The organism is Streptomyces sp. NPDC002773, assembly GCF_040295605.1.
GTDB lineage: Bacteria > Actinomycetota > Actinomycetes > Streptomycetales > Streptomycetaceae > Streptomyces.
In genome coordinates, this window is the sequence record NZ_JBEOVO010000002.1 from 330,283 (window position 1) to 355,416 (window position 25,134).

The 25,134-nt window shown below is 71.1% G+C and carries 21 protein-coding genes; 12 read left to right on the forward strand and 9 right to left on the reverse strand.

All coding sequences use genetic code 11. From position 1 onward, the window contains the following. Positions 1-56 precede the first annotated feature (56 nt). Positions 57-920 carry a GNAT family N-acetyltransferase gene (locus ABT034_RS04140; RefSeq protein WP_351211013.1) on the reverse strand — a complete coding sequence of 288 codons (864 nt, stop codon included), beginning with the start codon at positions 918-920 and terminating at the stop codon, positions 57-59. Positions 921-1,023: 103 nt separating this feature from the next. Between ABT034_RS04140 and ABT034_RS04145 the strand changes: the two genes are divergently transcribed. After that, positions 1,024-1,680: an HAD family hydrolase gene (locus ABT034_RS04145; protein WP_351211015.1), complete on the forward strand. Its 657-nt coding sequence runs from the start codon at positions 1,024-1,026 to the stop codon at positions 1,678-1,680. A gap of 104 nt (positions 1,681-1,784) precedes the next feature. Further along, positions 1,785-3,044, forward strand: a complete 1,260-nt coding sequence (locus ABT034_RS04150; protein ID WP_351211017.1) for a globin domain-containing protein — start codon at positions 1,785-1,787, stop codon at positions 3,042-3,044. Here ABT034_RS04150 and ABT034_RS04155 read toward each other — a convergent pair. The 4 genes from ABT034_RS04155 to ABT034_RS04170 form a co-directional block, all read right to left on the reverse strand. Next, on the reverse strand, positions 2,987-3,466 hold the full coding sequence (locus ABT034_RS04155; protein WP_351211019.1) for an NUDIX domain-containing protein: 480 nt from the start codon (positions 3,464-3,466) through the stop codon (positions 2,987-2,989). The two genes, ABT034_RS04150 and ABT034_RS04155, sit on opposite strands and share 58 nt — an antisense overlap. Positions 3,467-3,501: 35 nt before the next feature. Beyond that, a complete protein-coding gene (locus tag ABT034_RS04160) occupies positions 3,502-4,398 on the reverse strand; it encodes a LysR family transcriptional regulator (protein WP_351211021.1) in 897 nt (298 codons plus the stop codon). A 237-nt stretch (positions 4,399-4,635) separates the two neighbouring features. After that, on the reverse strand, positions 4,636-5,775 hold the full coding sequence (locus ABT034_RS04165; protein ID WP_351211023.1) for a cystathionine gamma-lyase: 1,140 nt from the start codon (positions 5,773-5,775) through the stop codon (positions 4,636-4,638). A 24-nt stretch (positions 5,776-5,799) separates the two neighbouring features. Further along, a complete protein-coding gene (locus ABT034_RS04170; RefSeq protein WP_351211025.1) occupies positions 5,800-6,177 on the reverse strand; it encodes a phage holin family protein in 378 nt (125 codons plus the stop codon). A 50-nt stretch (positions 6,178-6,227) separates the two neighbouring features. On the opposite strand from ABT034_RS04170, the gene ABT034_RS04175 reads away from it, so the two are divergent. From ABT034_RS04175 to ABT034_RS04190, 4 genes are all read left to right on the forward strand, one after another. Further along, positions 6,228-6,545, forward strand: coding sequence for a cupin domain-containing protein (locus ABT034_RS04175; RefSeq protein ID WP_351211027.1), 318 nt, complete (start codon positions 6,228-6,230; stop codon positions 6,543-6,545). Positions 6,546-6,689: 144 nt separating this feature from the next. Further along, the gene (locus ABT034_RS04180; protein ID WP_351211029.1) at positions 6,690-6,908 is read left to right on the forward strand and encodes a DUF5326 family protein; all 219 of its coding nucleotides are present in this window, start codon (positions 6,690-6,692) and stop codon (positions 6,906-6,908) included. Between the two features lie 237 nt (positions 6,909-7,145). Continuing rightward, positions 7,146-7,916 carry an IclR family transcriptional regulator gene (locus tag ABT034_RS04185; protein ID WP_351211031.1) on the forward strand — a complete coding sequence of 257 codons (771 nt, stop codon included), beginning with the start codon at positions 7,146-7,148 and terminating at the stop codon, positions 7,914-7,916. Between the two features lie 138 nt (positions 7,917-8,054). Then, the gene (locus ABT034_RS04190) at positions 8,055-8,498 is read left to right on the forward strand and encodes an SsgA family sporulation/cell division regulator (RefSeq protein WP_073811732.1); all 444 of its coding nucleotides are present in this window, start codon (positions 8,055-8,057) and stop codon (positions 8,496-8,498) included. 48 nt (positions 8,499-8,546) lie between these two features. Here ABT034_RS04190 and ABT034_RS04195 read toward each other — a convergent pair whose 3' ends face one another. Further along, positions 8,547-9,905: a YibE/F family protein gene (locus ABT034_RS04195; RefSeq protein WP_351211034.1), complete on the reverse strand. Its 1,359-nt coding sequence runs from the start codon at positions 9,903-9,905 to the stop codon at positions 8,547-8,549. 199 nt (positions 9,906-10,104) lie between these two features. On the opposite strand from ABT034_RS04195, the gene thiC reads away from it, so the two are divergent. Next, the gene (thiC, locus tag ABT034_RS04200) at positions 10,105-11,892 is read left to right on the forward strand and encodes a phosphomethylpyrimidine synthase ThiC (protein WP_351211036.1); all 1,788 of its coding nucleotides are present in this window, start codon (positions 10,105-10,107) and stop codon (positions 11,890-11,892) included. A gap of 72 nt (positions 11,893-11,964) precedes the next feature. Here the strand turns inward: thiC and ABT034_RS04205 are convergent, their stop codons facing one another. The 3 genes from ABT034_RS04205 to ABT034_RS04215 form a co-directional block, all read right to left on the reverse strand. Next, positions 11,965-12,615, reverse strand: a complete 651-nt coding sequence (locus ABT034_RS04205; RefSeq protein WP_351211038.1) for a hypothetical protein — start codon at positions 12,613-12,615, stop codon at positions 11,965-11,967. Between the two features lie 160 nt (positions 12,616-12,775). After that, positions 12,776-14,032, reverse strand: coding sequence for a metallophosphoesterase (locus ABT034_RS04210; RefSeq protein ID WP_502972794.1), 1,257 nt, complete (start codon positions 14,030-14,032; stop codon positions 12,776-12,778). 264 nt (positions 14,033-14,296) lie between these two features. Further along, the gene (locus ABT034_RS04215; protein WP_351211040.1) at positions 14,297-15,403 is read right to left on the reverse strand and encodes a LacI family DNA-binding transcriptional regulator; all 1,107 of its coding nucleotides are present in this window, start codon (positions 15,401-15,403) and stop codon (positions 14,297-14,299) included. A 391-nt stretch (positions 15,404-15,794) separates the two neighbouring features. Between ABT034_RS04215 and hisC the strand changes: the two genes are divergently transcribed. The 5 genes from hisC to ABT034_RS04240 all read left to right on the forward strand — a co-directional run bounded on the left by hisC (position 15,795) and on the right by ABT034_RS04240 (position 25,089). Then, complete coding sequence (hisC, locus tag ABT034_RS04220; RefSeq protein ID WP_351211042.1) at positions 15,795-16,892, forward strand: histidinol-phosphate transaminase; 1,098 nt, start codon at positions 15,795-15,797, stop codon at positions 16,890-16,892. Between the two features lie 249 nt (positions 16,893-17,141). Next, a complete protein-coding gene (locus ABT034_RS04225) occupies positions 17,142-18,650 on the forward strand; it encodes a cytochrome ubiquinol oxidase subunit I (RefSeq protein ID WP_351211044.1) in 1,509 nt (502 codons plus the stop codon). Positions 18,651-18,668: 18 nt separating this feature from the next. After that, the gene (gene cydB, locus ABT034_RS04230) at positions 18,669-19,676 is read left to right on the forward strand and encodes a cytochrome d ubiquinol oxidase subunit II (protein ID WP_351211046.1); all 1,008 of its coding nucleotides are present in this window, start codon (positions 18,669-18,671) and stop codon (positions 19,674-19,676) included. A gap of 30 nt (positions 19,677-19,706) precedes the next feature. Further along, positions 19,707-23,357: a thiol reductant ABC exporter subunit CydD gene (gene cydD, locus ABT034_RS04235; protein ID WP_351211048.1), complete on the forward strand. Its 3,651-nt coding sequence runs from the start codon at positions 19,707-19,709 to the stop codon at positions 23,355-23,357. Positions 23,358-23,376: 19 nt separating this feature from the next. Then, positions 23,377-25,089, forward strand: coding sequence for a sensor histidine kinase (locus tag ABT034_RS04240; RefSeq protein WP_351211050.1), 1,713 nt, complete (start codon positions 23,377-23,379; stop codon positions 25,087-25,089). Positions 25,090-25,134 lie beyond the last annotated feature (45 nt).

The following is a 25,134-nucleotide window of genomic DNA, read 5'->3' on the forward strand; positions in this document are numbered from 1 at the left end:
GAGCGAGTACTTCCGCACGCTCAGACCGGGCCGGCTCTCCAGGGCATGTGGGGGGGCTATCCGGCCGCGACGGTGAGGGGGGCGAAGCGGCGGCGCCAGTCGCCGGGGAGGTCGGGGAGAGAGCGGACCATCACCGCGTTGGAGGCGATCGCGTCGAAGCCGTTCTCCTTGACCCAGCTCAGCAGGGCCGTGTGGCGTACGTCGATGTCCGTGCGCAGCGGGCGGTCGGTGGCGGCTGCCAGGGAGGCGATCAGGGCCTGGGCCGTCGCGGGGTCCCGGGCGATCAGCGGACCGACGACATGGGTGTCCATGTTGGGCCAGGCCGCCGCGAAGCCGGTGATCTCGCCGTTCTCCTCCGCGACTCGGAGGTGGTCCGCGAACGCGGGGAGCCGCGTGATGACGTGGGTGCGGTCGAGGCCGAAGATCTCGTGGTCCAGACGCAGGATCGCCTGGAGGTCCTCCGCTGTCGCCGGGCGCACTGGTACGGCCGGGGCGGGTGTGGTGAAGGTGAAACGCCCGAGCACCATCTCCGCCCGGCTGGTCTCGGTGAAGCCCAGCTGTTCGTACAAGGGCTGGCCGTTCACCGTGGCGTGGAGCGTCAGCGGCGTGTCCCCGGCTTCCGCGACGACGTGTTCCATGAGTCGACGTCCCACTCCTCGGCGGGCGTACCGCTCGGCGACGAGGACCATGCCGATGGCGGCGAGCTCCGGTCCGTACGGCGTGACCACCGAGCAGGCGATCAGCCCGGTTCCGGAGGGGTCGTCGATGCCGTAGCCGGTGCCGGCGGTGAGCAGCAGTCCCCATTTGTGTTCCTCGCGGTGCCAGCCCCGGTTCTCGGCGAGGTCGGCGCAGGCGAGGAGGTCGACCGAGGTGAGGCGCCGGATGGGGAGCTGTGCGAGGGCGGAGGTGGAGATCGGCATGTTTTCAGGCTGTCCGACTCGGAGATCTTCCGTCCACCGCTTTAGTGGATCTGGCCGATACGCGAGGGAGCGTGCGTTGCATCCGCCCGGCGGCTTGAGGACGATGTTTCACGTGAAACCCCCTCGGCAGCGACTGCACCTCTTCGACCTCGACGGCACCCTGATCCGGGGTTCGGCGGCAGCCGTGGAGATCTCCCGGCAACTGGGGCTCAGCGACGAGATCGCTGCTCTGGAGGAGAGCTTCCTACAGCGAGGGCTCACTCCGGACGAGTTCGCCGTCCGGGCCCACGCGCTGTGGTCCGCGCTCACCGAGGCCCAGGTCGCGGCTGCTTTCGAAGGGGCGCCGTGGCTGGCGGGCATCCGTGAGGTCTGGGCCGACATCCGGGAGCGGGGCGACCGCTGTGCGGTGATCTCCCTCTCCCCCGACTTCTTCGTCGAGCGGCTGCTCGACTGGGGTGCCGACGCGGCGCACGGTTCGCGCTGGCCGGCCGTCCCCTTCACCGAGCCGATCCACCGGCCCAGCATCCTCGACGCGAGGGCGAAGGTACGGATCGCGGGGCGGCTCTGCGTGCAGTTCGGGGTGGACCCGGTCGACTGCGTCGCCTACGGGGACTCGATGTCCGACGCGGAACTCTTCGCGATCGTGCCGGAGACCGTGGCCGTGAACGCGGACCACCATCTCGCCGGGCTCTCCCGTCACAGCTACGTGGGCGGCGATCTGCGAGAGGCCTACGCGCTGGTCCAGAACAGCGCAGCCTAGCCAGAAACCTTGCTCTTCGGCCCGAGAACGGCTGTTTCCGTCTGAAGCGTCGGGGGGTAGCGCATGCTGCGACCACGGAAGCCGTCCAGCGCGAGGCGAGGCACATGATGGATGCTCCGACCACCACGACGACAGCGGAGGACACGGACGAGCCCCGAATATCCGGCGAGCCCTCCGCCGGCACATCCGGCGAACCTTCCGCCGACGCGGTGCTCGTACGCCGCACCCTCGCGGAGATCGCCCCGGTCGCCGACCGGGTGACCTCGTACTTCTACGCCCTGCTCTTCATCCGGAACCCCGGGCTGCGCGAGATGTTCCCCGTGGCCATGGACACCCAGCGGGACCGGCTCCTGAAGGCCCTCCTCACCGCGGCGGAGCACCTGGACGACGCCCCGACGCTCACCGCGTACGTGGAGAACCTCGGCCGAGGGCACCGCAAGTACGGCACCCACTCCGCCCACTACCCGGCCGTGGGCGAGGCGCTCATCGGGGCGCTCGCCCGGTACGCGACGACGAGCTGGGACGAGGAGACCGAGGCGGCCTGGGTCCGTACGTACACCACGATCTCCCAGACCATGATCGACGCGGCGGCGGAGGACGAGCGGTCGGCGCCCGCCTGGTGGCAGGCCGAAGTGGTCTCCCACGAGCTGCGGACTCCGGACATCGCCGTCGTCACGCTCCGGCCCGACCAGCCGTATCCCTTCCTCGCGGGGCAGTACACGACGCTGGAGACCCCGTGGTGGCCGCGGATCTGGCGCCACTACTCCTTCGCCTCGGCCCCCCGCCCCGACGGGCTGCTCTCCCTCCACGTCAAGGCGGTCCCGGCCGGCTGGGTGTCCAACGCCCTGGTCCACCGGGCACGCCCCGGGGACGTGCTGCGCCTGGGGCCGCCCGCCGGCTCCATGACGGTCGACCACGCCACCGACACCAGCCTGCTCTGCGTGGGTGGCGGCACCGGGATCGCGCCGATCAAGGCCCTGGTGGAGGACGTGGCAGAGCACGGGGACCGGCGGCCGGTCGACGTCTTCTACGGGGCGCGCAGCGGTCACGACCTCTACGACATCGACACGATGATGCGGCTCCAGAAGACCTTCCCCTGGCTCTCCGTCCACCCGGTCACGGAGGAGCAGGGGCGGCTCCCGGAAGCCGTTTGCCGTTACGGGCCCTGGAGCGAGCGCGACGCCTATCTCTCCGGTCCGCTCGGCATGGTCCGTCGCGGGGTGGACGCGCTCCGGGGAGCCGGGATTCCCGCGGAGCGCATCCGCCATGACTTCCTCGCCGAGCTCGCCCCGGCGAAGGCTTCCGATCAGCCGAGGTCGGGGGCGTGCATCGCGCGGACGCCCTCGATGTTGCCGTCGAGGTAGTGGCGCAGCGAGAGCGGGACGAGGTGCACGGCGGCGATGCCGACCCGGCTGAAGGGCACCCGGACGATCTCGTACTCGCCGGCCGGTTCCTCCACCTCGGGGCCGTGGCGCAGCGAGGGGTCCATGGAGTCGAGCCGGCACACGAAGAAGTGCTGGACCTTCACCCCGGAGACCCCGCCGTCGACGATGTGCTCGACGGTGTCGACGAAGCAGGGCACCACGTCGGTGACCTTCGCGCCGAGCTCCTCGTGCACCTCGCGGTGGAGGGCTTCGACGACGGTGGTGTCGGAGGGTTCCACGCCGCCACCGGGCGTGACCCAGTAGGGATCCATCCCCGGCTTGGTGCGCTTGATGAGGATGAGGTCGTCCCCGTCGAGCAGGATGGCGCGTGCGGTGCGTTTGATCACGGGCCGTTCGTTCATGGGAAGAAAATGGCCCGTACGCGGTGTCCTGAAACTCACCAGTCCGCCGCGGCCCGCAGCAGCTCCTCGTGAGCCCGGGCGATCGGCGACAGCGCGAGCGTCCCCGTACGCACGACGAGGAAGTAGGTCCGCAGTGGGGGGACCGGCGGGTCGAGCAGCGCCACGAGCCGGCCCTGCTCCAGCGCCTCCTCGCAGAGGTAGCGGGGCAGGACGGCGAGCCCGGCGCCGGAGGCGGCGGAGTCCCGCACCGCGCGCAGGTCGGGGGCGATCACGGTGGCGGCGACCGCCGGCTCGGACTCGAAGACGCTCGCCCAGTAGCGGGCGACGAACGGCAGCGACTCGTGCACCTCGACCACGGGAAGCTGCTCGAGGACCACCGCGCCCCGGTGGAGGAGCGCCTCGGGGGAGAGCCGGGCCGCCCAGCGCGGCGCCGCGACCAGGACGTACTCCTCGTCGCAGAGCGGGGTGGAGACGAGCAGTCCGCCCCGGGGGCGGGCGGTGGCGACGGCCAGGTCGTGGTGGCCCGCGGCGAGGCCGTCGAGGATCTCCTCCGTGTTCCCGAGGAACGACGCCCGTACGGCGAGCCCCTGGCCGACGAGGGGTGTGAGGGCGGGCAGGACGCGGAACGCGGTGAACTCCGGCAGCCCCGCGACGTGGAGGGTACGGACGCCGCTCTCCTCGTCGAGGCCCGTCTCGGCGATCTCGACGAGGGCGTCGAGATGCGGGGCGGCGCGGTGCGCGAGTTCGTCGCCGATGGTCGTCGGGGTGACTCCGCGGGCCCGCCGGAGGAAGAGCGGGCGGCCGAGCTGCCGTTCGAGGGTGCGGATCTGGCTGGTGACGGCCGGCTGGGAGAGGCCGAGGAGCGCGGCCGCGCGGGTGAAGGAGCCGGCCCGGTGCACCGTGACGAACGTGCGCAGCAGGGCCAGGTCCATGTCCGTCCCCTCCCGGCCGTGCGGCCGTTCGACTTCGGCGGTCGGCTGACTGCGCCTCAGGAACGTCCAACTATAAATAAGTCGATAGGTCTCTGTCGCTACCGTGATTGGACACTGACGCTCGGTCAACTAGCCTTGCTCAGGCGGTCTCCGCGCGTGGACCGAGGGCGTTCCGAGCCACGAGGGGGGAGGCTCGGAGCGCCCCGTTCCGCGTATCCGCGGCCGGTGGCGCCGGTCTCAGCCGGCGGCTCCGGCCTCGTCGAGGGCCCGCAGCACGTCGGCGATCAGGTCCTCCGGGTCCTCGGCGCCGACCGAGAACCGGATGAAGCCCTCCGCGACCGCGTCCCCGCCCCACCGCCCGCGCCGTTCCGCCGTGGAGCGCACGCCGCCGAAGCTGGTGGCGTCGTCCACGAGCCGCAGCTCTTCGAGGAAGCGATCGGCCCGCTTGCGGTCCGCGAGCTCGAAGGAGACCACGGATCCGAAGCGCCGCATCTGCCGGGCGGCGACCGTGTGGGAGGGGTCGCCGGGCAGCCCCGGGTACCGCAGCCCGGTCACGTCCGCGCGCTCGGCGAGCGCCCGGGCGAGGGTGAGGGCGGTGGAGCACTGGCGGTCGATCCGCAGGTGGAGCGTGGCGAGCGAACGGTGGGCGAGCCAGGCCTCCATGGGACCGGGAATGGCCCCGACGACCTTGCGCCAGCGCCGCACCTCCGCCGCCCGCTCGGGGCCGCGGCAGCTGACGTGGCCGAGCAGGATGTCGCCGTGCCCGGTCATGCCCTTGGTGTCGCTGGCGACCGAGAAGTCCGCGCCCAGGGCGAGGGGTCGTTGGCCGAGCGGGGTGGCGAGTGTGTTGTCGACGGCCACGAGCGCCCCCGCGGCGTGCGCCTCGCGCACCAGGCGGCGGATGTCGCAGACGTCGAGCCCGGGGTTGGACGGGGTCTCGATCCAGAGGAGACGGGCCCCGTCGAGCACGGCGAGCTGGCCGTCGCCGCCGGTCGGCGCGGTGCGGACCTCGATGCCGTACGCCCGCAGCTGCTCGTGCAGCAGGGGCAGGGCCTGGTAGCCGTCGGTGGGCAGCACCACCGCGTCGCCCGCCTTCAGCTGGGAGAGGAGGACGGCGGAGATCGCGGCCATGCCCGAGGCGAAGACCAGCGTCTCGACGCCCTGCTCCCCCGGCGCCTCCAGCTCGCCGATGGCCCGCTCCAGATGGGTCCAGGTGGGGTTCTCGTCGCGGCCGTAGGTGTACGGGCCCGTCGGCTCGCCCGGCAGATGGAAGTGCGCGGCGAAGACCGGCCCCGGCAGCGTCGGCTCGTACTTCACGGGGTCGGGAAGCCCGGCCCGCACGGCGCGGGTGCCGTCGCCGTACTCCTTGTCGGTCACGGAGTCCCCGCTCGTGGCGCCCACTCAGTCGCCGTCCGGAAGCACGACGTTCAGCGCCCACGAGACGACGGAGATGATCAGGCCGCCCAGGACCGCGGTCCAGAAGCCCTCGACGTGGAAGCTGAGGTCGAACTGCTCGGCGAGCCAGGAGGTGAGGAGCAGCATCAGGGCGTTGACCACGAGGGTGATCAGGCCGAGCGTCAGGATGAAGAGGGGCAGCGTAAGCAGCTTGACGACCGGCTTGACCAAGAAGTTCACGAGCCCGAAGACCAGGGCGACGAGAATGAGGGTCAGGGCCTTCTTGCCGGTGCTCTCACCGGTCAGGGTGATGTCCTGGAGCAGCCAGATGGCGACTCCCAGGGCGCCCGCGTTGGCGAGCGTCTTGACTACGAAATTCATCATGTGTCTGATCGTGGCAGACAGGATCGGGCCAAGGGCAGGGGCAGCGGGCGATGAAGGCATTCCGACTGGAAGAACTGGAGGCGGAGCGTGCCGCGAACAAGGGTGCGTACCTCCAGTTCCTGCGGGAGCGGAACATGTCGGTGGGCCTGTACGCGCTGGACGCGGGAGAGCTCGACCCCCAGCAGCCGCACCGCCAGGACGAGGTGTACTTCGTCGTGAGCGGCCGGGCGGCGATCACGGTCGGGACGGAGACGACCCAGGTGGCGCGCGGCAGCGTGGTCTATGTGCCGGCCGGGGTGGAGCACAAGTTCCACCACATCAGCGAGGACCTGCGGGTGATGGTGGTCTTCTCCCCGCCGGAGAGCTGAGACCCCGTCCGGCACGCCACCCCCTAGGGGTCGGATCAGGGGAGAGCGGGGGCCTCGGCGCCCCCATGGGCCTCTCCCGGCCCCTAGCCTTGAGGGTGTTCGGCGCGGAGTGTGCCGGACGGACTTCGAGAGCGAGGTAGGACGATGGCCGTACAGGAGATTCTCGCGGGGATGCCCTGGTGGGTGAAGTGGCTCGCCATACCGGCGCTCGCCCTGCTCGTCTTCGGCGGGCTGATCACCAGCGTCCTCGCCGTCGTGGTCGGACTGCTCTTCAAAGTGCTGCTCTTCGTGGCCCTCGTCGCCGGACTGATCTACGTCGTCCGGAAGTTCAGCTCCTCCGACCGCTCCCGTGAGGAGTGGTAGCACAAGCTACTCATCGGTATGAAGGCGACGGAGGGTATTAGCCCGGCCGGGGGAACGCGCCGGTCGAATCGGGGCGGGGGCCCGAGGGCTGCCACTATGGTGGAATCTCTCCGCCGCGTTGGGGACTACAGGCGTAGACCTCCGTACTGACCAGCGGTTTCCCAGGCCCGGCGGGCGCGCGGGGGCGGCCCCCGCGGGCGGATGCACTGCATCCGTCGACACGCCTGGGGGTGACCTTTGGCCACGGCTACGCAGACAGCTGCGCCTACCCTGATCGGCTCGGTGCAGCGGGCGCTGAGACTTCTGGAGGCCGTGTCCTCCCACGAGGGCGGCGCGCCGGCCAAACAGCTCGCCCGTGAGACGGGCCTCCCGCTGCCCACCACGTACCACCTGCTCCGCACCCTGACGCACGAGGGCTATCTGCGCCGTGAGAAGGGTGTGTTCGTGCTGGGTGAGGCCGCCGTCCGACTGGCCGGCGGCGAAGCTGTGCAGAATCGTCGCATCAAGATCGAAGACTCCCTTGCCCGCTGGCGGGACGAGATCGGTGTGCCGGTCTACTTCGCCCTCTACCGCGAGGGGGAGATCGAGCTCGTCGCCGTCGCCGACACCCCCTCCGCCCCCGCCGTGGAGGAATGGGCCGACTTCCGGCAGACCGCCCACGCCCATGCGATCGGGCAGTGCCTGCTGAGCCAACTCGATCCGAAGTCCCGTCAAGACCACCTCGACCGCCATCCGGTGGAGGCCATCACTCCGTTCACGGTGCGTAACCACCGTGTGCTTTTGGAGCGTTTGGACGGTTTGGGGCGAATGGAACCCCTGGTAGAGCGTCAGGAATATGCGCTCGGCACGGTCTGTGCCGCGATCCCCATCACCGCGGGCTCCGCGGCGGCCGCGATGGCCATTTCCCTCCCCCTTCACCAGGAAGAACGGTTGCTGCCAGCGATCGAGCGGCTACGTAACGAGATCGGAAGGCTCTTCAGTTCACTCGCTTTCTCTATCAGTATCTGAAAAATCACTCCTTGTGATCTGCTAGCGCTTCCAGCACGATTGCGTCAAGAGGGCCACGGGGGATCATTCCTGGCCGTTTCGGTCACAGCTTTCAGCAGCGGTGTTCACACAACTGCTTCATCTACTGCGGGGTACACGATGCGAGAGTCCGTTCAGGCCGAAGTCCTGATGAGCTTCCTCGTCTCCGAGGAGCTCTCCTTCAGGATCCCGGTCGAACTCCGATATGAGACCCGGGATCCCTACGCGGTGCGGATGACCTTCCACCTTCCCGGGGACGCTCCCGTGACCTGGGCGTTCGGCAGAGAACTGCTGCTCGACGGGATCAACCGGCCGAGCGGGGACGGTGATGTGCACATCGCCCCGACCGAGCCCGAGGGACTCTCGGACGTCTCCATCCGGCTCCAGGTCGGCGGCGACCGCGCGCTGTTCCGCGCGAGCGCGCCACCGCTGGTCGCCTTCCTCGACCGTACGGACAAGCTGGTCCCGCTCGGTCAGGAACGGACACTCGGCGACTTCGAGGACAACCTGGAGGCCGCGCTGGGCCGGATCCTGGCCGAGGAGAGCGCGGGGCCGGCCGCCTGAGCCGGCGCGCACCCCCTCGTACGCCTCAGGCGGCCCGGCTCGCACGCCTCACTTGGCGCGGCGGCGCCGTCCGCCCCGTACCGCCGCGGGTCGGGAACCCCCGGAAGCCGGTCGGTCGGCGGAGACCACCAGGGCCGCGAGCGCCGTGGTGACCGGCACCGATGCGACCAGGCCGATCGATCCCACCAGGGTCCGTACGATCTCCTCGGCGACCAGCTCGCTGTTGGCCACCGTCCCCATGCTGCTCTGCGCGATCGAGAAGAGCAGCAGCAGCGGGAGGGCGGCACCCGCGTAGGCGAGCACCAGCGTGTTCACGACCGAGGCGATGTGGTCGCGGCCGATCCGGATCCCGGCCCGGTACAGCGCGCGCGGACCCATGCCCGGATCGGCCTGGTGCAGCTCCCAGACGGCCGACGTCTGGGTGACCGTCACGTCGTCGAGCACGCCGAGCGAACCGATGATGACCCCGGCCAGGAGCAGACCGGACATGTCGATGTTCGGGTACAGACCGTGGATCAGGCCGGTGTTGTCGTCGGTGTTGCCGCTCAGCGAGGCCCAACCGATGAAGAGCGAGCCGAGCAGGCCGATCAGCAGCAGGGAGATCAGCGTCCCGAGCACCGCGACCGAGGTGCGGGCCGAGAGGCCGTGGCACATGTAGAGCGCGAGCAGCATGATCGCGCTCGACCCGACCACCGCCACGACCAGCGGATTCGACCCCTGCAGGATCGCCGGCAGGATGAAGAACGTCAGCACGAGGAAGCTCACCGCGAGCGCCACGAGCGCCATCAGGCCCCGCAGCCGGCCGACGACCACGACCGCGAGGGCGAAGATCCCGGCGAGCAGCGCCATCGGGAGCTTCCGGTTCACATCGGTCACCGAGTACTGCAGGTCGCGTGGGGCGTCGGGGGCGTACGCCACCACCACCCCCTGCCCCTCGTGCAGTTGGCGTGGTGCGTCCGGCTGCACGATCTCGGTGAACGTCCGCCCCTTCTCCGGGCCGCTGGTCACCTCGACGGTCGCCTTCTCGCACTGCCCCTGCTGGGATTCGACGGCCTCGCGCCCCTCCGGGGTGGAGGTGTCGCCGGTCGGCGGGACCTGCGCGGCGTTCACGTCCTTGCAGTCGACCTGCTCGACGGAGACGACCGTGCCCTGCTCGGTCTGCCGGTCGAAGCCGACGCCGGTGCGCTCGTGCGCCGGGGCGCCGCCCGGCCACAGCCAAACGAGACCCACCACGACAGCGGTGGCGAAGGGGATCAGGACCGCGGCGATGACCTTGCGCAGGTGCCGGGAGACCGGGGCGGCGGGGCCGTGGCTGTGGCTGTGGCCGTGCCCCTGGCCGTGCCCGTGGGAGGGGCCTGGACCGTGGTCGTGGCCGTGCGGCTCGGGAGTCTGCTCGGGGGAAGTCACCGACCGATCATCGCAAGAACGACGGGGGCCCACTGTTCAGCACGCCAGGGATGACGCTAGCGTGGTGGCACCTTTGCACACGCGGGAGCTCGGAGCACCGGGCTGAGAGGGCGCTGATCACCGTACGCACGTACGGGAAGAGGCTGCGCCGACCGCCGAACCTGTTACCGGGTAATGCCGGCGTAGGGAGATCGGTCTCATGACCATTCAGGACGCACGCACGCCTGCCTCCGACCAGGACGGCACCTCTGTCGACGGCGAACGCACGCCGGGCTGGCACAAGGGGTACGTCCAGGGCTCGCGCCCCGACCTGCGGGTGCCGGTCCGTCAGGTGCACCTCACCAACGGCAAGGACGTCACGCTGTACGACACGTCCGGCCCGTACACCGACCCCACCGTCGACACCGACGTACGCCGGGGCCTTCCGCCGCTGCGGGAGAACTGGATCATCACGCGCGGCGACACCGAGGAGTACGCGGGCCGCCCGGTCCGCCCCGAGGACGACGGCATCAAGCACACCTCGCCGCGCGGGGGCGGGCTCAAGAACCTCGACGCCGTCTTCCCCGGTCGCCCGCGCCTGCCGCGCCGGGGCCGCGACGGCCAGGCGGTGACGCAGCTCGCGTACGCCCGCCGGGGCGAGATCACCCCGGAGATGGAGTACGTGGCGATCCGGGAGAACGTCTCCCCCGAGGTCGTACGGGAGGAGATCGCCGCAGGCCGCGCGGTGCTCCCGGCGAACGTCAACCACCCCGAGATCGAGCCGATGGTCATCGGCAAGCGGTTCCTGGTGAAGGTCAACGCCAACATCGGCAACTCCGCCGTCACCTCCTCCATCGAGGAGGAGGTGGAGAAGATGACCTGGGCGACCAAGTGGGGCGCCGACACGGTCATGGACCTGTCCACCGGCCGCAACATCCACACCACCCGCGAATGGGTGCTGCGCAACTCCCCCGTGCCGATCGGCACCGTGCCGCTCTACCAGGCCCTGGAGAAGGTCGACGGCAGGGCCGAGGACCTGACCTGGGAGATCTACAAGGACACGGTCATCGAGCAGGCCGAGCAGGGCGTGGACTACATGACCGTGCACGCCGGCGTACTCCTGCCGTACGTGCCGCTCACCGCGCGCCGCAAGACCGGCATCGTCTCGCGCGGCGGCTCGATCATGGCCGCCTGGTGTCTCGCGCACCACGAGGAGAACTTCCTCTACACGAACTTCGAGGAGCTCTGCGAGATCCTGGCGGCGTACGACGTCACGTACTCGCTCGGCGACGGACTGCGTCCCGGCTCGATCGCCGACGCCAACGACGAGGCGCAGTTCGCGGAGCTGCGCACGCTCGGCGAGCTGAACACGATCGCCAAGCGGCACAACGTCCAGACGATGATCGAGGGCCCCGGGCACGTCCCGATGCACAAGATCAAGGAGAACATCGACCTCCAGCAGGAGATCTGCGAGGAGGCGCCGTTCTACACGCTCGGCCCGCTGACGACGGACGTCGCGCCCGCCTACGACCACATCACCTCGGGCATCGGCGCGGCGATGATCGCCTGGTGGGGCACGGCGATGCTCTGCTACGTCACGCCCAAGGAGCACCTGGGCCTGCCGAACAGGGACGACGTGAAGACGGGCGTCATCACGTACAAGATCGCGGCCCACGCGGCGGACCTCGCCAAGGGGCACCCGGGCGCGCAGGAGTGGGACGACGCGCTGTCGGACGCGCGGTTCGAGTTCCGCTGGGAGGACCAGTTCAACCTGGCGCTCGACCCGGTCACCGCACGCGAGTTCCACGACGAGACGCTGCCGGCGGAGCCCGCGAAGACCGCGCACTTCTGCTCGATGTGCGGTCCGAAGTTCTGCTCGATGAAGATCTCGCAGGACATCCGCCGTGAGCACGGCGGTACGCAGCAGGAGATCGAGGCCGGGATGGCGGAGAAGTCCAAGGAGTTCGCCGCGAGCGGCAACCGCGTCTACCTGCCGCTGGCGGACTGACCCATGGCGGACTGACCCGCACCGGCGCATGACCGGCCCGCGACCCCGGGGGAGTCGCGGGCCGGTGGCGTGTCAGGGGTGGGGCGGTGCCGGCGGGCCGGCGGTGGGTGGGCCGGTGGCGGCCAGGGCGTCGCGGAGGAAGGGGAGGATGCCCCGCTCCAGGAGGGCCAGGCGCCAGGCCGCCCGGGCGCGGGTCAGCTCGTCGTCGGGTGGGGCGCTCGCGGCCGGGCTGTTGCGCAGGGCCGTCATGAGGAGTCCGGCGGCCGCGCAGAGCAGGCCGGCCGCGGCCAGGGTGCCGAAGACCAGGCCGGCCGTGAGGAGCGTCGCGCCGAAGGCCAGGGTGGGGGCGATGGCCCGTAGGACCGCGCCGACCAGCAGGAGTACGGCGGCGGCCGACCCGGAGAGTACGGGCACCAGGACGGTGAAGATCGCGACGACGCCCGCGCCGGGACCGGCCCGGTCGGCCGGTTCCGGTGACCGGGCCCCGAGCGCGGCGCGGTTCGCCTCGCGGACCTTCACGAAGTGGTCGTACTCGCTCGCCGCCGCGCTGGTGACCAGCGCCGTCGCGTTCAGCGTCATGGCGCGCAGCTGCGCCAGCGTGAGGCGGGTCCCGGCTCCGGGGAGGTCCGGGCGTGCGTGGGCGGTGCTCAGTGCCTCGTCGAGGATCCGCTCGTACTCGGCGCGGTCCTCGGTCAGCAGGTGCGGAGCCACGTTCATGTGCATCCCCCGATGCTCCGTAGGCCCGGATCAGCCGTGGGACACGGTGGGTCGGGCGGAAACGGAGGAGAGCCTGCTACGGATGGACCCGATGGTAGGGCCGGGGTGCCACGCGCTGACAGGGAGTTTCCGGAATTCGCCTTCCCCGGATGCGCAGGGTTATGCCTCAGCGGTCCAGGGGGAGTTGGACGACCAGTAGCTTTCCGGCCATGGTCACTCCGCCGTCCATGGCGATCGCCAGACCGTCCGCGTAGACGTGCGGTCCGTCGACGACCGGGCCGGAGTTGCCCTCGCCGTCCTCCGTGCCGACCTGGCCGAGGAGGTACGGGATGGGGCTGTGGCCGTGGACGATCCGGTGGCCGCCGTAGGTGGAGAGCAGCTCCTGGACGGCCTGGGGGCCGCCTTCGTCGCGGAAGGCGAAGCGCTTGGTGAACTTGCGGAAGACGTCCCAGACCTCGTCGGCGTCGTTCCGGTTGAGGATGTCGTGGACCGTGTCGTTGACGTCCTCGATGGTCTCGCCGTATTCGAGGTACGCGGTGGTGTCGGAGTGCAGGAGGAGGTGGTCGTCCTCGCGCACCACGGCGTCGAGCCGGGACATCCACTGGAGGTGGACGTCCTGGAGCCGGTCCATGTCGTGCTTCTGACCGCCGTTGAGCAGCCAGGCGGCCTGGAAGGTGGCGGTGCCCGCGCCGGAGTTCACCGGGGTGTCGCCGAAGCGCTTGGCGCCGATGAGCAGCAGCTCGTGGTTGCCCATGAGGGCCTTGCAGTAGCCGCCGGCGGCGGCGGCCTCGGCGGAGAGCCGCATCACGAGGTCGATGACGCCGATGCCGTCGGGGCCGCGGTCGGTGAAGTCGCCGAGGAACCAGAGGCGGGCGTTGCCCGCGGCCCAGCTGCCGTTCTCGTCGATGAGGCCCTGGGCGTGGAGGGCCCCGACGAGCTCGTCGAGGTAGCCGTGGACGTCACCGACGACGAAGAGCGGGCCGGGTCCTTCGCCGTTCGCGGGCGCGGGCTCGGTGGCGGGGGCGGTCTCGGGGGCGACCGGGACCTGGAGGGTGTCGCCGCGGTTGATGACCGGGAGGTCGCGCTCGGTCGGCGTGTAGCCCTCGGGCATCGCGTCGTCCGGGTAGCCGTTGCCCGGGTGGCCGGTGGCGACGGAGACGATCGAGGAACCGGCCGTGGCGCCGTACGCGGGTGCGGTACGGCGTCCCAGGTGGAGCGTCGGCTCGGCGGGCATGGGCGCGGGCGCGGGTGGGCTCCCGGCCGGTGCGGGCGCCGGTTGCGGCGCCGCGGAGGTCGGCCGGGGCTCCGCCGGCGTCGGTTCGGTGACATGGCCCTGTACGGGCACCCGGGCGTACGGCGGTACGCGGAAGTCACGCAATGTCGCCGTGCGCACCACGGGCTCCTGCCCGGCCCCCTGAGTCATGGACCCCTCCACCACCGTCGCGATGCCCTGCACATCGCGGCCCGGCCTGGTCGGGGTGGTCCACGATGTCGTGCGCCCATCATAGGAATGAGCTTCCTCCTGTGTGACGCACCAGGGGTGGTGAATCCGGGTCCACTCCGGGTTCACCGGTTGTTTCGCCCGAATTGAGAAGGTCGAGTCCAGGGTTGGGGCCGGTTCGGTGGCCGGTTTCGCCGTCCCTGCCCACGGGCAGGGGCGGGGACGGCGGCTTCGGTGGGGCGGATTTCAGTCCTTCGCGGGTGAGCGCGGCGGGCTGACCGTCGTGCGGGGCGGACGGCGCTGCGAGGAGGTGCGGACGATGAGTTCGGTCGGTATCACCTGTTCGACCGGGCCGTCGGCGTCGGTTCCCTCGATGGCGTCGATGAGGAGTTGGACGACGGCCGTGCCGATGCGGCGCGGCTTGAGCGAGAGGGTCGTGATGGGCGGTTCGGTGGTGGCGTAGACGGTCGACTCGCTGCAGCAGACCAGCAGCAGGTCGTCCGGGACGCGCAGTCCGTAGCGGCGCGCGGCCGCGAGGAGGTCGGTTCCGTTGGGGTCGAAGAGGCCGTAGACGGCGTCGGGCCGGTCCGGTCGGGCGAGCAGCCGGTCGGCCGCGACGGCGCCCGCGCACGGGTCGTGCGCCGGATAGGCCTCGTAGACGGGGTCCTGGCCCACTCGCTCGCACCAGTTGAGGTAGGCGGTGGTGGACAGGCGGGTGTAGGTGTCGGTGGTGGTTCCGGTGAGGAGGCCGATGCGGCGGGCGCCGGCGTCGGCGAGGTGGTCGAGCAGGTCGAGGACGGCGGTTTCGTGGTCGTTGTCGACCCAGGCGGTGACCGGAAGGGTGCCGGCGGGGCGTCCGTCGGAGACGACGGGCAGGCCCTGGCGGACCAGTTCGGTGACGACCGGGTCGTGGTCGGAGGGGTCGATGACGACGGTGCCGTCGAGGGCGACGTTCGACCAGACGTCATGGCGGGAGGTGGCGGGGAGGATGACCAGGGCGTAGCCCCGGGCGAGCGCGGCCGATGTGGCTGCTCTGGCCATCTCCGCGAAGTACGCGAATTCGGTGAAGGTGAAAGGTTCATCCCCGTACGTGGTCACGGTCAGGCCGATGAGTCCCGACTTCCCGGTGCGGAGCGTGCGGGCCGCCGCGGACGGGCGGTAGCCCAGCCGGTCGGCGACCTCGCGCACGTGACGGCGGGTGGCGTCGGGGAGTCGGCCCTTGCCGTTGAGCGCGTCGGAGACAGTCGTGATGGAGACCCCGGCGGCGGCGGCCACGTCCCGGATGCCCGCCCGGCCCTGCCGGCTTCCCCGGGTCTGTGCCCGGCTCACCTGGTGCTTCCCTGCTGCTGTCATGGCGAGCCGATAGTAGGGCGACGAGGGGCGGTTGAGACGGTCGCATATGCAAGCGTTGACAGGCACGTTTCTGCATGGTCATGAGTAGTCAATTGGCATGGAATCACAGGTAGTTGGGGTCCTTGGCATGGGACCTGTGGTTGTCGAACGGCGTAGGCCTGGCGTGGGGGCGAGGTCTCGAAGAGGTCTCAACTCACCTCTACGGGGGATGCGCGCCACGGCGCTCGCCACCAGCGCGCGCCACCCCGGTCCGCGCTCCCCCCTGCTCCGGGCCGCTCCGGGGCCGTGTCCCCAGCGTGTCCCTCCTGTTGTCCGCAGGCCATTCGCAGCGGGGGTGAATCCTCTTAAGGTGAGGAGTATTGGCGGTACGGACGGTCGAGGAGGCCACACAGTGAGCGAGACCAGCGGGACGAGTACGGGCAGCCCGAAGCTGCGCGCCGAGCTGGACGGCGTCCCCACCTACAAGCCGGGCAGGCCGGCGGCCGCGGGCGGCCCCGTGGCCTTCAAGCTGTCCTCCAACGAGAATCCGTACCCGCCGCTGCCGGGGGTCATGGAGAGCACACTGGCCGCCGCCGCGAACTTCAACCGCTACCCCGACATGGCCTGCACGGGTCTGACGGAGGAGCTGGCCGACCGCTTCGGCGTGCCCGTCTCGCACCTGGCCACGGGCACCGGTTCGGTCGGCGTCGCCCAGTCGCTGCTCCAGGCGACCTCCGGCCCGGGCGACGAGGTGATCTACGCCTGGCGTTCCTTCGAGGCGTACCCGATCATCACGCAGATCAGCGGGGCCACCTCGGTGCAGGTGCCGCTGACCGAGGGCGAGGTGCACGACCTCGACGCGATGGCCGAGGCGATCACCGACCGGACCCGGCTGATCTTCGTCTGCAACCCCAACAACCCCACCGGCACCGCGGTGCGCCGGGCCGAGCTGGAGCGCTTCCTCGACCGGGTGCCCTCCGACGTGCTCGTGGTGATCGACGAGGCGTACCGCGAGTTCGTGCGCGATGCCGAGATCCCCGACGGCATCGAGCTGTACCGCGACCGTCCGAACGTCGCCGTGCTCCGTACCTTCTCCAAGGCGTACGGCCTGGCGGGGCTGCGGGTCGGCTTCGCCGTCGCCCATGAGCCGGTGGCGGCGGCGCTGCGCAAGACCGCGGTGCCGTTCGGGGTGAGCCAGCTGGCGCAGGACGCCGCGGTGGCCTCGCTGCGGGCCGAGGACGAGCTGCTCGGGCGGGTCGGCTCGCTGGTGTGCGAGCGCGACCGCGTGCGCGCGGGGCTCGAGGCCCAGGGCTGGACCGTGCCGGACACCCAGGCCAACTTCGTCTGGCTGCGGCTCGGCGAGCGCACCCTGGAGTTCGCGGCGGAGTGCGAGCGGCACGGGGTGATGGTCCGGCCGTTCGCGGGCGAGGGCGTGCGCGTCACGATCGGTGAGACCGAGGCGAACGACCTGTTCCTGAAGGCGGCGGAGGGCTTCCGCAGGGAGAGCTGACCCGGCTGTCCCACCTTCTGGCCCAGGCCCCCGCGAGCGCTCCGCTCGTGGGGGCCTTCGCGTGCATATGTACCGGTTTGCGGCCCTGTCCGGTTCTAGGGGGCCCCGGTTGACGATACGGATTTCGTATGAGCCATAATAGCTTGTGAATGTGAACGCGTTCACAAGCGCTCCCGGTTCCTCCCGTTACGGGTGGGATTGACGGGGCGAACTGCCGATGTGATCGCGGCGATGTAAGGAGAGAACGACGTGGACCTCGCTCTGGCGCCAGAGACGTTGGCGCGCTGGCAGTTCGGCATCACCACCGTCTACCACTTCCTCTTCGTCCCCCTGACGATCTCCCTCGCCGCGCTCACCGCCGGGCTCCAGACGGCCTGGGTGCGGACGGAGAACGAGAAGTACCTCAGGGCGACGAAGTTCTGGGGCAAGCTCTTCCTGATCAACATCGCCATGGGTGTCGTCACCGGCATCGTGCAGGAGTTCCAGTTCGGCATGAACTGGTCCGACTACTCCCGGTTCGTCGGTGACATCTTCGGCGCGCCGCTCGCCTTCGAGGCGCTCATAGCCTTCTTCTTCGAGTCGACCTTCATCGGTCTGTGGATCTTCGGCTGGGACAAGCTGCCGAAGCGCATCCACCTCGCCTGCATGTGGATGGTGTCGATCGGCACCATCCTCTCCGCGTACTTCATCCTCGCGGCCAACTCCTGGATGCAGCACCCGGTGGGCTACCGCATCAACGAGGAGCGCGGCCGGGCGGAGCTCACGGACTTCTGGCAGGTGCTCACCCAGAACACCGCCGTCACCCAGTTCTTCCACACCATGACGGCGGCCTTCCTGGTCGGCGGCGCGTTCATGGCCGGCATCTCCGCCTTCCACCTGGCGCGCGGGAAGCACATACCGGTGATGCGGACCTCGCTGCGGGTCGGCCTGATCACCCTGATCATCGCCGGCCTCGGCACCGCCATCAGCGGTGACCTGCTCGGCAAGGTCATGTTCAAGCAGCAGCCGATGAAGATGGCCGCCGCCGAGGCGCTCTGGGACGGCGAGGCGCCCGCGCCGTTCTCGATCTTCGCCTACGGCGACGTCGAGAAGGGCCACAACAAGGTCGCCGTCGAGGTCCCCGGGATCCTGTCCTACCTCGCCAACGGCGACTTCGACTCGTACGTCCCCGGCATCAACGACATCAACAAGTCCGAGCAGGAGAAGTTCGGGCCCGGCGACTACCGGCCCAACATCCCCGTCGCCTACTGGGGCTTCCGCTGGATGATCGGCTTCGGCATGGCCTCGCTGACCATCGGGATGATCGGCCTCTGGCTGACCCGGAAGAAGTTCATGCTGGCGCCGGGCCTGAGGACCGGTGAGGACGAGGTGCCGAACCTGGTCCTGTTCAAGCGGAAGGCGCTCAGCCCCCGCCTGGGCAGGTGGTACTGGATCATCGCCCTCTGGACCACGGCCTTCCCGCTCATCGCCAACTCCTGGGGCTGGATCTTCACCGAGATGGGCCGCCAGCCCTGGGTCGTCTACGGCGTGCTGCGCACCCGGGACGCGGTCTCCCCCGGCGTCTCCCAGGGCGAGGTACTCACCTCGATGATCCTCTTCACCACCCTCTACGCGATCCTCGCGGTGATCGAGGTCAAGCTGCTCGTCAAGTACATCAAGGCGGGCCCGCCCGAACTCACCGAGGACGACCTCAACCCGCCCACCAAGATCGGCGGGGACTCGCGAGACCCCGACCGCCCCATGGCCTTCTCGTACTGAGGCTGAGGAGATCGAGGCATGGAACTCCACGACGTCTGGTTCGTACTCATCGCCGTCCTCTGGATCGGCTACTTCTTCCTCGAAGGCTTCGACTTCGGGATCGGAGTCCTGACCAAGCTGCTCGCCCGCGACCGGGTCGAGAAGCGGGTCCTCATCAACACCATCGGACCCGTCTGGGACGGCAACGAGGTGTGGCTGCTCACCGCCGGCGGCGCGACCTTCGCCGCGTTCCCCGAGTGGTACGCGACCCTCTTCTCCGGCTTCTACCTGCCGCTGCTGATCATCCTGATCTGCCTGATCATCCGGGGCGTCGCCTTCGAGTACCGGGCGAAGCGGCCCGAGGAGAACTGGCAGCGCAACTGGGAGCAGGCCATCTTCTGGACCTCGCTGCTCCCCGCGTTCCTCTGGGGTGTGGCCTTCGGCAACATCGTCAGGGGCGTGAAGATCGACGCCGACATGGAGTACGTCGGCGGCTTCTGGGAGCTGCTCAACCCGTACGCGCTCCTCGGCGGCCTGGTCACGCTCACCCTCTTCACCTTCCACGGCGCGGTCTTCGCCTCGCTCAAGACGGTCGGTGACATCCGGGTCCGGGCGAGGGCGCTCGCGCTCAAGCTGGGTCTGGTCACGGCGGTGCTCGCGCTGGGCTTCCTGGTCTGGACCCAGGTCCACACCGGGGACAGCTGGAGCCTCGGGGCGATGGCGATCGCCGTGGTGGCCCTGGTCGGCGCGATCGGCGCGATCAAGGTGGGCCGGGAGGGCTGGTCGTTCGCGCTCTCGGGCGTGACCATCGCGGCCGCCGTGGCGATGCTCTTCCTCGCGCTCTTCCCGGACGTCATGCCGTCTTCGCTCGACCCCGCGTGGAGCCTCACCGTGACGAACGCGTCGTCGAGCCCGTACACGCTCAAGATCATGACCTGGTGCGCGGCGATCGCGACCCCGCTGGTGCTGCTCTACCAGAGCTGGACCTACTGGGTGTTCCGCAAGCGGATCGGTACGCAGCACATCGCCGACGCCCACGCCCACTAGTCGGTCCGTAGTCGGCTCTTCTCAGGGAGCATGTTTCACGTGAAACCGATCGATCCGCGTCTGCTCCGGTACGCCAGGGCCACCCGTGTCTTCCTGATCGCGGTGGTGTTCCTCGGCCTCGTCGGGGCGGCGCTGGTCATCGCCCAGGCGATGTTCATCGCCGAGATCGTGGTCGGGGCCTTCCAGAAGGGGCAGTCGGTCGCCGATCTGACCACCCCGCTGCTCCTTCTCGCGGGCGTCGCGGCGGCGCGGGGCCTGGTCTCCTGGCTGACCGAGCTCGCTGCCCACCGGGCGAGCGCGGCGGTCAAGTCCGAACTCCGCGGCCGGCTCCTCGACCGCGCCGCCGCGCTCGGGCCGGGTTGGCTGAGCGGGCAGAAGGCCGGTTCCCTGATCGCCCTCGCCACGCGGGGTGTGGACGCCCTCGACGACTACTTCGCCCGCTATCTGCCCCAGCTCGGCCTCGCGGTGGTCGTGCCGGTGGCGGTCCTGGCGCGGATCGTCACCGAGGACTGGGTGTCGGCGGCGATCATCGTCGTCACCCTGCCGCTCATCCCGCTCTTCATGATCCTCATCGGCTGGTACACCCAGGCCCGGATGGACCGGCAGTGGAAGCTGCTCTCCCGGCTCTCCGGACACTTCCTGGACGTGGTCTCCGGGCTTCCCACCCTCAAGATCTTCGGCCGGGCCAAGGCCCAGGCCGAGTCGATCCGCTCGATCACCTCGGAGTACCGCCGGGCGACCATGCGCACGCTGCGGATCGCCTTCCTCTCCTCCTTCGCCCTGGAACTCCTCGCGACCCTGTCGGTCGCGCTCGTCGCCGTCACCATCGGCATGCGGCTCGTCCACGGGGACCTCGACCTGTACGTCGGGCTCGTCATCCTGATTCTGGCCCCCGAGGCGTATCTGCCGTTGCGGCAGGTGGGAGCGCAGTTCCACGCGGCGGCGGAGGGGCTCGCGGCGGCGGAGGAGATCTTCGAGGTCCTGGAGCAGCCGGGGCGGATCGGGGGTGCGGGCGCGGGTGTTGCCGTTCCGGGCTCCGTCCGGTTGGAGCTGGCGGGGGTGACGGTACGTCATGCCGGGCGGGCCGAGCCCTCGCTCGACGCGGCGACGCTGACGGTCGAGCCGGGCGAGACGGTGGCCCTGGTGGGGCCGAGCGGGGCCGGGAAGTCGACGCTGCTCGACGTGGTGCTGGGCTTCGCGGTACCCGAGGAGGGCGGCTCCGTGCGGGTCGGTGGCGAGGACCTCGCCGCGCTCGACCTGGAGGAGTGGAGGTCGCGGATCGCCTGGGTGCCGCAGCGGCCGTACCTCTTCGCGGGGACGATCGCCGAGAACGTCCGCCTGGCCCGTCCGGACGCCTCCGACGAGGCGGTGCGGGACGCTCTGCGGGACGCCGGTGCGGACGGGTTCGTCGCGGGGCTGCCGCGGGGGCTCGACACGGTGCTCGGGGAGGACGGGGCCGGGCTCTCGGCGGGGCAGCGGCAGCGGCTCGCGCTGGCCCGGGCATTCCTCGCGGATCGGCCGCTGCTGCTGCTCGACGAGCCGACGGCGGCGTTGGACGGGGCGACGGAGGCGGGGGTGGTGGAGGCGGTGCGGAGGCTGGCCGCCGGGCGGACCGTGCTGTTGGTTGTGCATCGGCCGGCGCTGCTTGCTGTCGCGGATCGGGTGGTCGGTCTGGCGGCGGCCGGGGTGCCGTCCCTGGCCGGGGTGCCGGGGGGCGGGGGTGCTGTCCTGGTGGACGCGCTCGGGGCGGGCCGGGGTGACGGGGGCGCCGGGTCCGGCGCGGGTGGGGTGTGCCCACCCGTTCCGCCCTTTGCGGAACAGATGCCCACAACCGGCGCGGACGGGGTGGGTGGGGAGCCCGCAACCGGGGCCGCGGGGTCCTCCGTCGCCCGTCGGTCCGTGTTGGGGCGGGTTCGGGGGATGGTGGGGGAGTTTCGGGGGCGGATGGGGCTTGCTCTGTTGTTGGGGAGTCTGGCGCTCGGGTCTGCCGTGGGGCTCATGGCCGTGTCCGGGTGGCTCATCTCGCGGGCTTCCGAGCAGCCGCCCGTGCTGCACCTGATGGTGGCCGTCACCGCCACCCGCGCCTTCGGTATCGGGCGGGCCGTGTTCCGGTACGCCGAGCGGCTCGTCTCGCACGACGCCGTGCTCCGGATGCTCGCCGAACTCCGGGTCTCCGTCTACCGGCGCCTGGAGCGGATCGCCCCGGCCGGGCTGCGCCGCACCCACCGGGGGGACCTGCTCGCCCGGCTCGTCCAGGACGTCGACGCCCTCCAGGACTACTGGCTCCGCTGGCTGCTCCCCGCGGGCGCCGCGCTCGTCGTGGGCGTCGCCTCCGCCGGGTTCACCGCCTGGCTGCTGCCCGAGGCCGGTGCCGTCCTCGCCGTGGGCCTGCTCGTCGCGGGCGTCCTCGTGCCGGCGGCCGGCGGGGCGCTCGGCCGCCGGGCCGAACGGCGGCTCGCCCCCGCCCGCGGCGCCCTGGCGACCGCCGTGGCCGACCTGCTCCGCGGCTGCGCCGAGCTGACCGTGGCCGGGGCCCTGCGGAGCCGTATCGAGCGGGCGCGGACCGCCGACCGTACCCTCACTGGCATCGCCTCCCGGCAGTCCGCCGCCACCGCGCTCGGCGCCGGGCTCTCCGCCCTGGTGTGCGGGCTCACGGTCGTGGCCGCCGCGGTCGTCGGCGTCCAGGCGGTACGGGACGGACGGCTCGACGGAGTGGCCCTCGCCGTGGTCGTCCTCACCCCGCTCGCCGCCTTCGAGGCCGTCACCGGACTGCCGCTCGCCGTCCAGTACCGGCAGCGCGTCAAGCACAGTGCCGAGCGGGTCTTCGAGGTGCTCGACGCCCCCGTTCCCGTACACGAGCCGGCCCGGCCCGGCACTCCCCCGGCGAGCCCGTTCCCGCTGGAGCTGGCCGGGTTGTCCGCCCGGTACCCGGGCCAGGAGCGGTCGGCGCTCGCCGACTTCCGGCTCACCCTGGAGGCCGGGCGCCGGGTCGCCGTCGTCGGCACCTCCGGCTCCGGCAAGACCACGCTCGCCCAGGTGCTGCTCCGCTTCCTGGACGCGGAGTCCGGCACGTACCGCCTCGGCGGCGTGCCCGCCCGGGAGCTCGACGGCGACGCGGTCCGGCGGCTCGTCGGCCTCTGCGCGCAGGACGCCCACCTCTTCGACAGCTCCGTCCGCGAGAACCTGCGGCTCGCCCGTACCGGAGCGAGTGACGAGGAACTGCGCGAGGCGCTGCGCCGGGCGCGGCTGCTCGACTGGGTGGACGGCCTTCCGGACGGGCTCGACACCCTCGTGGGCGAGCACGGCTCCCGGATCTCCGGCGGTCAGCGGCAGCGCCTCGCGCTCGCCCGTGCCCTGCTCGCCGACTTCCCCGTCCTCGTCCTCGACGAGCCGGCCGAGCACCTGGACCTGGCCACCGCCGACGCGCTCACCGACGATCTGCTGCGGGCCACCGAGGGCCGTACGACCGTCCTCATCACCCACCGGCTGCACGGTCTCGACGCGGTCGACGAGGTGCTCGTCCTGGAGGAGGGCCGGACCGTGCAGCGCGGCCCGTACGCGGAACTCGCCGCGGCGGACGGTCCGCTGCGCCGGATGCTCGAACAGGAGCGGGAGACCGACCTGCTCGCCGTTGGCGCCGGGGCGGGCGGCGACGGGCGGCCGACTTTTCTCGCCAAATAGGACTTACTAGGCTCAAGCCATGACCGCCGCAGCGTCCGACGCCCCGGACCCCCTGGAAGCCGCCACGCAGGCCGCCCGCAGCCTCCAGGGGCTGTCCACCGAGCTCACCGCCCGCGTACCGCAGCTCCTCGAGGCCATGCGCTCGGTCGGTACCGGGCTCGAACTCCACTCCACCCTCGACCGCATCTGCGAGACCGCCGCCGAACTCGCCGGCGCCCGCTACGCCGCGATCGGCGTCGTCGACGAGGAGGGCGAGAGCCTGTCGGACTTCGTCACCTTCGGCGTCGGCGAGGACGTGGCCCGCCGGATCGGGCGCCGCCCCGACGGCCACGCGGGGCTGCTCGGCGCGCTGATCCGCGAGCCCCAGACGATCCGCCTCGCCGATCTGTCCACCGATGCGCGCTCGGCGGGCTTCCCGGCCGGGCACCCCCCGATGGCCAGCTTCCTCGGCGTCCCCATCCGGGTCCAGGGCGAGATCTTCGGCAACCTGTACCTTGCGGAGAAGCGCGGCGGCGGCGAGTTCAACGACTACGACGTGCACATGGTCCGGGTGCTCGCCACCGAGGCCGGCATCGCCATCGGCAACGCCCGGCTGTACGAGGCGGCCCGGCAGCGCGAACGGTGGATCGACGGTTCGGTCGCCGTCACCACCGCGCTGCTCTCCGGTGGTGACGCGGACGACGCCCTCACGGTCGTCGCCGAGCAGGCCCGCCGCCTCGCCGACGCGGACGCGGGGATCGTGCTGCTGCCCGCCGAGGACGGCGGTCTCGAGATCGTCGCCGTCTCCTCGCCCCGGCCGACGACATTCCTCGGCGAGGTGATCCCGCCCGAGAGCGCCGTGGTGCGGCGGCTCCTGGGAGGCGAGACGGTCTTCGTGACGGACGCGGCGGCGGACCCGCGCATGATCAGCCGGCTGACCTCCTCGTACGGGCCGAGCATGATGCTGCCGCTGCAGAGCGGCGGGCGGGTGCTCGGCGCGCTCGCCACGCCCCGGGCGCGGGGGGCCCGCCCGTTCACGGAGACGGAGCGGACGCTCGCCACGCAGTTCGCCTCGCAGGCGGCGCTTGCCCTGATGATGGCCGACGCGCAGCGGGACCGGGAACGGCTGGCCGTGTACGAGGACCGCGACCGGATCGCCCGTGACCTGCACGATCTGGTGATCCAGCGGCTCTTCGCGACCGGCATGATGCTGGAGAGCGCCCAGCGCAGGTCGATCGTGCCGGCCGTGCGGGACGGCGTCGGCAAGGCGGTGGACGAACTCGACGTGACCATCCAGGAGATCCGTACGGCGATCTTCGCGCTCCAGCAGGGGCCCGCCGAGGCGCCGTCGGGGCTGCGCACGCGTGTTCTGCGGGAGATCAACATGGCCGCCGTGCCGCTCGGCTTCAAGCCCGCGCACCGCTTCCTCGGCGCGATCGACTCGACGGTCGGCGAACTTACCGGCAAGAACCTCATCGCCGCCCTGCGCGAGGCGCTCTCCAACGCGTTCCGGCACGCGGAGGCGAGCCGGATCGAGGTGGTCGTCGACGCGGGCGTCACCCTGCCCGACGGCTCCGCGGGCGTACGGCTCTCGGTCGCGGACGACGGCATCGGCCTCCCGGCCGGCGGTCGCCGCAGCGGCCTGCGCAACCTGGCGCGGCGGGCCGAGTCACTGGGCGGCGCGAGCTGGTGCGGACCGGGTGTCGGGGAGGACGGCGGCGGTACGACGGTGGTGTGGGAGGCGCCGCTCTGACGGGTGCCTGATCTGGCGGGTGTCCGCCGGGACGGCCGTCTGGTG